9 protein-coding genes and 1 pseudogene are annotated in these 9,123 nt (G+C 71.4%); 5 read left to right on the top strand and 5 right to left on the bottom strand.

What is annotated here, in order from left to right; genetic code table 11:
- Positions 1 to 488 (top strand): PaaI family thioesterase (locus H5J29_RS11455; RefSeq protein ID WP_220187274.1); only part of this gene is annotated, 488 nt, incomplete at its 5' end.
- Between the two features lie 121 nt (positions 489 to 609).
- Positions 610 to 1,923 (top strand): FAD-dependent oxidoreductase, encoded by a 1,314-nt coding sequence (locus H5J29_RS11460; protein WP_181780916.1) that lies wholly within the window; start codon positions 610 to 612, stop codon positions 1,921 to 1,923.
- A 71-nt stretch (positions 1,924 to 1,994) separates the two neighbouring features.
- Here the strand turns inward: H5J29_RS11460 and H5J29_RS11465 are convergent, their stop codons facing one another.
- From H5J29_RS11465 to ctaE, 5 genes are all read right to left on the bottom strand, one after another.
- Complete coding sequence (locus H5J29_RS11465) at positions 1,995 to 2,270, bottom strand: hypothetical protein (protein ID WP_181780917.1); 276 nt, start codon at positions 2,268 to 2,270, stop codon at positions 1,995 to 1,997.
- 306 nt (positions 2,271 to 2,576) lie between these two features.
- On the bottom strand, positions 2,577 to 4,265 hold the full coding sequence (gene qcrB / locus H5J29_RS11470; protein ID WP_181780918.1) for a cytochrome bc1 complex cytochrome b subunit: 1,689 nt from the start codon (positions 4,263 to 4,265) through the stop codon (positions 2,577 to 2,579).
- Entirely contained in the window at positions 4,262 to 5,383 is a 1,122-nt protein-coding gene (gene qcrA / locus H5J29_RS11475) for a cytochrome bc1 complex Rieske iron-sulfur subunit (protein ID WP_220187275.1), read from the bottom strand. The genes qcrB and qcrA overlap by 4 nt, the downstream gene beginning before the upstream one ends.
- Complete coding sequence (gene qcrC, locus H5J29_RS11480; protein WP_181780919.1) at positions 5,380 to 6,234, bottom strand: cytochrome bc1 complex diheme cytochrome c subunit; 855 nt, start codon at positions 6,232 to 6,234, stop codon at positions 5,380 to 5,382. Before qcrC ends, qcrA begins: the two co-directional genes overlap by 4 nt.
- A 66-nt stretch (positions 6,235 to 6,300) precedes the next feature.
- Complete coding sequence (gene ctaE, locus H5J29_RS11485) at positions 6,301 to 6,903, bottom strand: aa3-type cytochrome oxidase subunit III (protein WP_181780920.1); 603 nt, start codon at positions 6,901 to 6,903, stop codon at positions 6,301 to 6,303.
- Between the two features lie 106 nt (positions 6,904 to 7,009).
- On the opposite strand from ctaE, the gene H5J29_RS11490 reads away from it, so the two are divergent.
- The 3 genes and pseudogenes from H5J29_RS11490 to H5J29_RS11500 all read left to right on the top strand — a co-directional run.
- Entirely contained in the window at positions 7,010 to 7,438 is a 429-nt protein-coding gene (locus tag H5J29_RS11490) for a response regulator (protein ID WP_181780921.1), read from the top strand.
- Entirely contained in the window at positions 7,438 to 8,481 is a 1,044-nt protein-coding gene (gene trpD, locus H5J29_RS11495; RefSeq protein WP_181780922.1) for an anthranilate phosphoribosyltransferase, read from the top strand. Before H5J29_RS11490 ends, trpD begins: the two co-directional genes overlap by 1 nt.
- A gap of 384 nt (positions 8,482 to 8,865) precedes the next feature.
- Positions 8,866 to 9,123, top strand: a pseudogene (locus H5J29_RS11500) (hypothetical protein); the annotation flags it as partial.

Genomic DNA, 9,123 nt, shown 5'->3' on the forward strand with positions numbered 1-9,123 from the left:
CGGGCGTCGCGCGGGCCCTGGTGCGAGACGACACCGGGCGCACGGTCGCCCACGCGATCGGCACGATGGTCATCGAGCCACTGGGCGACCGCACCTTCGGGGGGCGGTGGCAGGTGCTGCGCGAGCTGCCGCGGCTCGACCCGGAGAAGCTGGCCGCGACCCTCGCCGCGGCACCGGTCGCCGACGGGGCCCTGGAGCTCGACCTCACCGCCGCGCTGTCCAACCCGCGCGGGACCGTGCACGGCGGTCTGGTCCTGGTGATCGGCAGGCTCGCCGCGGAACGGATCTCCGGAGACGTCGGCAGGATGCTCGACACGAGCGTGGAGTACCTCCGTCCGCTGCCCCTCGAAGGCGTCCTGACCTGCCGGAACGTCCCGGAGCGGACGGGTCGCCGGTACCGCACCCACCGCACCGAGCTGGTCCTGCCAAACGGGCGGGTCGGGGCGGTCGTGCGCACCTCGACGGCGGTCGGTCCCCCCATCCCGTGATCCGCGGGGGATACTGCGGGGGACGCGCCCACCACACGCGATCCGGGACCGACACGGAGAAGTGAGCTCACGGAGTCGATCCTCCGAGGAGATCCCGGGCAGAAGGAGCACTGACGCCCGCATGCCCGCGCACCCCCGAGTCGCGGTGATCGGGGCCGGTCCGTCCGGTCTCTACGCCGCCGCTGCCCTGGCCGCCTCCGAGGTCCCCGTGGACGTCGACGTGCTCGACCGGCTGCCCGCCCCCTACGGCCTGGTCCGCTACGGGGTCGCCCCGGACCACGTGAAGATGAAGTCGGTCATCCGGGTGCTGCAGAAGCCCTTCGCCGACGGCTCCCGGGTCCGGTTCCTGGGCAACGTGCGCGTGGGGGAGGGTGGGATCCCGCTCGACGTGCTGCGCGAGCACTACCACGCGATCGTCCACGCCTCCGGCAGCTCCGTGGACCGCAGGCTGGGCATCCCGGGGGAGGACCTCCTGGGCAGCCACGGCTCGGGTGCGTTCGTGAGCTGGTACTGCGGGCACCCGGACTTCGTCGACCTGCAGCCGGAGCTCGACCATCCCGGCGTCGTCGTGGTGGGGGCGGGGAACGTGGCGCTCGACGTCGCACGGGTGCTGGCCCGCGGGCACGTCGAGATGGCCGGGACGGACATCCCCGACCCCGTGCTGGAGGCGCTGCGGGGGAGCGGGGTCGAGGACGTGCACGTCGTGGTCCGACGCGGGCCCGAGCACGTGAAGTTCACCCCCGCCGAGCTGCGCCAGATCGGCGAGCTGAGCGGCGTCCAGGTCCTCGTGCACGACGACGGCGTGCTCGCCGCCGGGGTCGAGGAACCGGAGGAGCGGCGTCAGAGGCAGAACATCACCATGCTCACCGCGTGGGCCGCCGACCCGGGCCAGGCCGCGCCGCGGCGCATCCACCTGCACTTCCACCGCACGCCGGTCCGCCTGCTCGAGGAGGCGGGCCGGGTGACGGGGATGGTCGTGGAGCGCACCGGCGGCGGGCCGCAGGAGACGCTGGACGCCGGCCTGGTCGTGCGCGCGATCGGGTACGCGGGGGAGCCGATCCCCGGACTGCCCTACGACGAGCGGGCGGGGATCGTCCCGAACGAGGGCGGTCGGGTGGCGCCGGGCTCGTACGTCACCGGCTGGATCAAGCGGGGCCCGACCGGGGTGATCGGGACCAACAAGGGCGACGCCGTCGAGACCGTCGCCGCACTGCTCGACGACCTGCACACCCTCCCGGAGCCGCCCCACCCCTCATCGGAGGCGGTGGACCAGCGCCTCGAGGCCTACGGCCTCGACCCGGTGACCTGGGCGGACTGGGAGCGCCTCGACGCCGAGGAGGTCCGGCTGGGCGAGGCCCGGGGCGGCGCCGAGCGGGTCAAGGTCGCGGAGCTGCAGGCCATGCTGGCCGCCGCCCGCGGACGGACCCGAGTCTGACGCATTATGGAGCCACAACTGTCGTTTTGAGGACGCAAATCGACAGTTGTGGCTCCATAATGCGGTGCGGGTCAGTAGGGGTCGACCGACTCGACGGGCGCCAGGGTGCGGAGGTGCGCGGCGAACTGCTCCGCCTCCTCGGCCGTCATGCTGACGCTGCAGGTCAGCTCGCTGCAGCCGACGCCCTCGCGGACGTCGATCGCCAGCTCCTTGACGAGGGTGGCGCAGGCGCGAAGCTCGGCGGTGACGGCTAGGACGCCGTCCATCCCCTGGGTCGTGATGATCGTGTGCCGACGCAGGATGCGGGATCCGGTCGCGGTGGTGGGGCGGTCGATCGTGATGCTCATGGGAACTGCTCCGGGGTGCGTTCGAGACGTACGGGAACGCGAGCCAGGTCTGGCAGGGTTCTCGACTTTCGGGAGGGCGGGGCGAGAAGTCCCGCGAGCGCGACGGCGGCCTGGGTCAGCCGGCGCGCCGGGCTACTACGAGCCCGAGGCGCGCGGCGAGAAGGTTCGCTGCGATTCGCACGTCGAGGACAGTAGCACGGGGGTGATCCACACGACACCCGCCCCCTCCGGAGGGACAGGGCGCGGCTCCCGGAACGACGAAGGCCCCGCCGGAGATCCGGCGGGGCCTTCGATCGAGGGTGGGGCTCAGTCCGTCTGGTCCTTCGGACGCCCGGCGTCCGGCCGACCGGCGAGCTCCAGCCGGTCCGCGGTGCGGGCCCGCTCCTCGCGCGCCTCCAGCTCGCGGTGGTGCTCCTCCGCCCGGGCCTGGTCCAGGGCCACGGTCTCGTCGACCGGGTCCGGGGAGAGCAGCGAACCCGCGACGGGGTCACCCGCCGAGCCCAGCTGGTTCATCCGCTTGGGCACCGGGGCGCCCTGGTACTCCAGCGGGATGGCGTGGCCGTGGCTGTCGACACCGGCCAGCGGCTGGTGGATCTCGATGAACTCACCGTGCGGCAGCCGCCGGATGATGCCGGTCTCGATGCCGTGCTCCAGCACCGCCCGGTCGCCCCGCTGCAGCCCGATGCAGAGCCGGTAGGTCACCCAGTAGGCGATCGGCGGGACCACCAGCAGGCCGATGCGGCCCGCCCACGTCGTCGCGTTGAGCGAGATGTGGAAGAAGTAGGCGATCCAGTCGTTGACGCCGCAGAGCACCAGCCACACGTAGAACGAGATGCCCATGACGCCGAGCGAGGTGCGGACCGGGACGTCCCGCGGGCGCTGCAGCAGGTTGTGCAGGGCCTTGTCCCCGGTCATCCGCCGCTCCACGGCCGGGTAGAACCCGGCCACCACGAACAGCACCGGCAGGAACGCCACCGTGGCCCAGAAGGCCGCCGGGATCGTGTACGTGCCGAACAGGTAGATCTCCCACGGCGGGAAGATGCGGGCCATGCCCTCGGAGAAGAGCATGTACCAGTCCGGCTGCGAGCCCGCGGAGATGTGCGAGGCGTCGTAGGGGCCGAGGTTCCAGATCGGGTTGATCTGGAAGATGCCCGCCATGATCCCGATGACGCCGGTGACGACGGCGAAGAACGCGCCGCCCTTCGCCGCGAACGCCGGGAGGATCCGGACGCCGACGACGTTGGTCTCCTTGCGGCCCGGGCCGGGGAACTGGGTGTGCTTCTGGTACCAGACCAGGCCCAGGTGCACGCCGATCAGCGCGAGCAGGATGCCCGGGAAGATCAGCACGTGCACGATGTAGAGCCGCGGGATGATCTCCGTGCCCGGGAACTCGCCGCCGAACAGCAGCCAGTGCGCCCAGGTCCCGATGACCGGGATCGACATGATGAAGCCGGAGGCGATCCGCAGGCCGACGCCGGAGAGCAGGTCGTCCGGCAGCGAGTAGCCGGTGAAGCCCTCGAGCATGCCCAGCAGGATCAGGACCAGGCCGATGATCCAGTTCGTCTCACGCGGCTTGCGGAACGCGCCGGTGAAGAACACCCGGAGCATGTGCGCGACCATGGAGGCGATGAACAGCAGCGCCGCCCAGTGGTGGATCTGCCGGACGAACAGCCCGCCGCGGACCTCGAGGGAGATCTCGAGCGCGCTCTCGTAGGCCCGCGACATGTGGATGCCGCGCATGTTGTCGAACGGACCGTCGTAGACGACCTCGACCATGGAGGGGTCGAAGAACAGCGCCAGGTACGTGCCCGAGAGCAGCAGGATGATGAAGCTGTAGAGGGCGACCTCGCCCAGCATGAACGACCAGTGGGTCGGGAAGACCTTGTTGAACTGCTTGCGCAGCCCCGCGGCCGGGTGGAAGCGTTCGTCCGCCTCGTCGAGCGCGGCCGCAGCCCTGCTCGCCGATGACGTCGTGGGTGTGGTGATGGCGCTCATGGCCTCCGCTCCCAGAATGCCGGTCCGACAGCCTCGATGAAGTCGCTCCGTGCCACGAAGTAACCCTCACTGTCCACGGTAATGGGTAGTTGGGGAAGTGCGCGCGTCGCGGGACCGAAGACCGGGCGCGCGAACTCCGTCGCGAGGAACTGCGACTGGTGGCACGGGCACAGGATCCTGTTGTCCTGCGCCTGGTATAGCGACGTCGGGCAGCCGAGGTGGCTGCACACCTTCGAGAAGGCGTAGAAATCGCCGTAGTGGAAGTCCTCCTGCCCCTGCCGCTTCACGGTGGGGGTGTCCGGCCGGAGCCGGATGAGCATGACGGGGGCGTCCGAGGCCCGCAGCGCGTGCAGCAGGGCCTCCTCGTTCCCGCGGTCGGACTCACGGAAGGGGAACACCGTCTCCATGGAGCCGGGCTCCATGTCCTCGGGGCGGACCCGCGAGATCTCCTCGAGGATGCCGGTGTCCCGGCGCAGGTAGACGGTCTCGCCGTTCTCCGGGCGCCACGGGGTGTGCCACAGTGCGGCGTCGTCGCCGCCCTTCCACGGGTTGCGGACGAGCGGGCCGAGCGCCGCGATGCCCAGACCGATGCCGAAGATGCCCGCGGCCGCACCGGCCGAGCGGGTGATCAGCTTGCGGCGCGCGATGTCGGTGGACTTCCCCGCCGACGCCAGCTGCGCCAGGATCGTCTTGCGGTCGACCTCGTCCGAGCGGCCGTCGTGCCGCTGCTGGACCGAGACCTCCTCGGGGAAGAACTTCCGCACGTAGGCGATGACGCCGATGCCCAGCGCCAGCACGGAGAAGCCGAAGAGGAACCCGACGACCGGCGTGTAGTAGCTGAACAGCGTGTAGCCGGGCTCACCGGGCGCGACGTACTCGTGCGGCCAGGCGATGAACGCCACGATGAAGCCCAGCGCGGCCAGCGCCGACAGGATGAACCACGTCGCGACCGACCGCTCGGCCCGCTTCTCCGCCCGCGTGCCCTTGACCGGCCACCTCGGCGCGTTGTGGACCACCTCGACGTCGTCGAGGGTGCCGGCGAGCCTGGCGAGCTCCTCCGGCGTCATGGCGTCGAGCTCTTCCTGCGTGGGGCGGCCCGGCGTGTCGGTGGCGCTCAATTCTTCGCTCCCAACCACATGGCGAAACCGATGATCGACGTGAGGCCGACGATGAAGATGACCACGCCCTCGGTCGTCGGGCCGAGCCCACCGAGCTCGTTGCCGCCGACCTGGTTGTTGCCGTTCGTCACCGACTTGATGTAGGCGATGATGTCCTGCTTCTCGTCCGGCGTGAGCTGCCGGTCGCCGAACTTCGGCATGTTCTGCGGGCCGGAGAGCATCGCCGTGTAGATCTGCTCCTCGGTCGGCTCCGCGAGCGCGGGCGCGTACTTGCCGGACGAGAGCGCCCCGCCGACGCCGGTGAAGTTGTGGCAGGAGGCGCAGTTGAGGCGGAAGAGCTGGCCGCCGCGGGCCGGGTCGTCGCCGCGCAGGGCCGCCCCGGTCTGCATCGGGGTCTCCGGGCCGCCACCGTTGGCCTGGATGAAGGCACCCAGTGCGTCGAGGTTGGCCCGGCCCTCCTCGGTCTCCGGGTCGAACTGCGGCAGCGGCGGCTTGCGCATCGCCTGGGCCTCCTGGCGGGCCAGCGGCATGCGGCCGGAGGAGACCTGGAAGTAGACCGCCGCGTCCCCGACGCCGATCAGGCTCGGACCGCGGTCCTGGACGCCCTGCAGGTTCGAGCCGTGGCAGGTGATGCAGGCGGCGTTGTAGAGCTGCTCGCCCTTGGCGACGAGTGCGGTGTCCGGCTGGGCCTGGGCCTCGTTGACGGTCCCGGTCGTCTCGCTGAACGCGTAGGCGATACCGCCGGTGAGGACGAGCGCGGCGCCGAGGGCCGTGGCCGCGGCGAAGCGCCGCTTGAGCTTGCCGTGGCCCCACCGCCTGCGCGGGGGCCGTGTGGTGGATTCGGTGGTCATCGTCGGCGTCTCACCCTCACGGTGGTCGTGCTGTCGGTTCGGGGACTGATGGGATGCGGTCGCCCGCTACCGGATGAAGTAGATGACGGCGAACAGGCCGATCCACACCACGTCGACGAAGTGCCAGTAGTACGACACGACGATCGCCGCGGTGGCCTGAGCCGGGGTGAACTTGCTGAGCTTCGTGCGGATGAGCAGGTACACGAACGCGACCAGACCGCCCGTGACGTGCAGGCCGTGGAAGCCCGTCGCCATGTAGAAGACGGTGCCGTAGGCGCTCGACGAGATCGTCGTGGCGTGCTCGGTGACCAGCGTGTGGTACTCGTTGATCTGCCCGAGCACGAAGAACGTGCCCATGAGCAGCGTCAGCAGGTACCAGCGCCGCAGGCCGAACACGTCGCCGCGCTCGGCGGCGAACACGCCGAACTGGCACGTGAAGGACGACGCCACCAGGACGATCGTCACCACCAGGGCGTACGGGACGTCGAGGTGTGTCGGCGGCGGAGGCCACTCGCCGACGTTCTGGGCGCGCGCGGTGAAGTAGATCGCGAACAGACCGGCGAAGAACATCAGCTCGCTGGACAGCCAGACGATGGTGCCGATGCTGACCAGGTTCGGTCGGTTCAGCGAGTGGATCCGCGCGCTGATGTTGGGAGCCGCTGTCGTCACCCGGGCATTATGACCCACAACTTCTACAACGTGTCGTCGGACCCGGGTGTTCTTCTGGATCCGTCCGAAAGAACGCCTGACGGGTCGCTCGGGTTCCCCGACTAGGATGCCGGGCGTGAGCAGCCCCACGCCTTCGCACACCTGGACCGTGCTCGTGTTCAGCCACCGCCCCGAGGTACGGGAGGCCGTGGTCAACGCCATCGGGCGGCGCCCGGCCCCGGACGTGGGGCGGGTGCGGTTCCGCGAGGTCGAGGGCATCGCCGAGGTGCTCGCGGCGTGCGACGCGGGCGAGGTCGACCTCGCGATCCTCGACGGCGAGGCGCAGCCGACCGGGGGCCTCGGGCTCGCCCGGCAGCTCAAGGACGAGATCGCGGACTGCCCCCCGATCGTGGTCACCGTCCGCCGTGCGGACGACCGGTGGCTGGCCACCTGGTCGAAGGCGGAGGCCGTGCTGGTCCACCCGCTCGACCCGCTGACCGCCGCGGAGACGGTCGCGGACGTGCTGCGCGGGATCACCGTGCCCGCCACCCGCTGATGTCCGGCGGACAGACCTGGCCGCTCGTCCTGGGCAGGCTGATCGGCGGGCGGGACCTGGCCGCGGAGGACACGGCCTGGGTGATGGACCAGGTGCTCTCCGGGGACTCGACCCCGGCGCAGCTCGCGGGCTTCCTCGTCGCGCTGCGCGCCAAGGGGGAGACGGCGGCGGAGATCACCGGGCTCGCCGCGGCGATGCTGGACCACGCGAACCGCATCGAGGTCGCCGAGCGTTCCGTAGACGTCGTGGGGACAGGCGGGGACCAGGCGAACACCGTCAACATCTCCACGATGACCGCGATGGTCGTGGCCGCGGCCGGGGTGCCGGTGGTGAAGCACGGGAACCGGGCGGCGTCGTCGGCGTCGGGGGCGGCGGACGTGCTCGAGGCGCTCGGCGTGGCGATCGACCTGCCGCCCGGGGCGATCGTGTCCTGCGTGGCGGAGGCGGGCATCGCCTTCTGCTTCGCACCCGTCTTCCATCCGTCCATGCGCTTCGCAGGCCCGGTGCGCCGCGAGCTGGGCGTGCCCACGGCGATGAACATCCTCGGCCCGCTCACCAACCCGGCACAGCCCTCGTCGGGACTCGTGGGCTGTGCGGACCCGCGGCTCGCCCCGGTCATCGCCGAGGTGTTGGCGGGGCGGGGAGCGTCGGCGCTGGTCGTCCGGGGTGACGACGGGCTCGACGAGCTGACCACGACCACCACCAGCACCGTCTGGGTCGTCGGCGGGGGAGCGGTGCGGTCGTCGTCGCTGGACCCTCGGGCGTTGGGAATCGGCCCGGCGAGCCGGGAGGACCTGCGCGGCGGGGACGCCGAGGCGAACGCGCAGGTGGCGCGGGACCTCGTCGCGGGCAAGCAGGGGCCGGTGCGGGACGCCGTACTGCTCAACGCCGCCGGGGCGCTGGCGGCCTTCGACGGGCCCGTCACCGATCTCGTCGGCGACCTGCGGGCCGGTCTGACGCGCGCCGCCGCGGCGATCGACTCCGGCGCCGCGGAGCGCCTCCTGGAGACCTGGGCGGCGGTGTCCACCCGCCTCAAGGGCTGACCGAGCGCTCTCCGGAGGCCCGTCGCACGGTGTGCGGCGGGCTTTCGGCGTTCTCGGTCGTGGACGGTCACGTAGCGTGACCGCCGCGGTGACGGCTCGTGAGACCCCCTGCTCGGACGGGTGGTGACACGTGCGCGGAGTGCGTAGCCGTGTCGCTGCACAGGGTGACGCCCGACCGGGGAACGGGTCACGCGATAGGGCGGCATAGGGCCGAATCGGTGACGGACAGCTGACTTTCGCACCATCATTCACGTCAGCACCACCTACCTCACTGACACCACGCGGTCCGACGGGCCGTGACGCTCCGCTCGCGGAGGGTCGCGAACCGATCCGGTCCGGTCGTCCATCCGGGCGACGGTGGTGAGCGCGAAAGGCGACTGACGGATGAAGCTCCGAGCCCGCAAGCACCTGGCCGTCCTCGCGGCGGTCGGCGCCCTGGCCCTGCTCGGGCCCGGCGTCGCCCTGGCCGCGGGAGGCACGACCGGCGCTCCCGCCGCCGACGCTCCGGCCACCGGGCTCCTCGCCCCGGAGGCGGGGGGAGCGCCGGACCTGTCCACGGTGACGGCTGCTGCTCCTGCTGCTGAGCCTGCCGATGCTGCCGACGCGGCTGAGCCTGCTGACGCGGCCCCTTCCGACGCGGCC

The sequence above is a fragment of the Pseudonocardia pini genome, assembly GCF_013870575.1.
Classification (GTDB): domain Bacteria; phylum Actinomycetota; class Actinomycetes; order Mycobacteriales; family Pseudonocardiaceae; genus Pseudonocardia; species Pseudonocardia pini.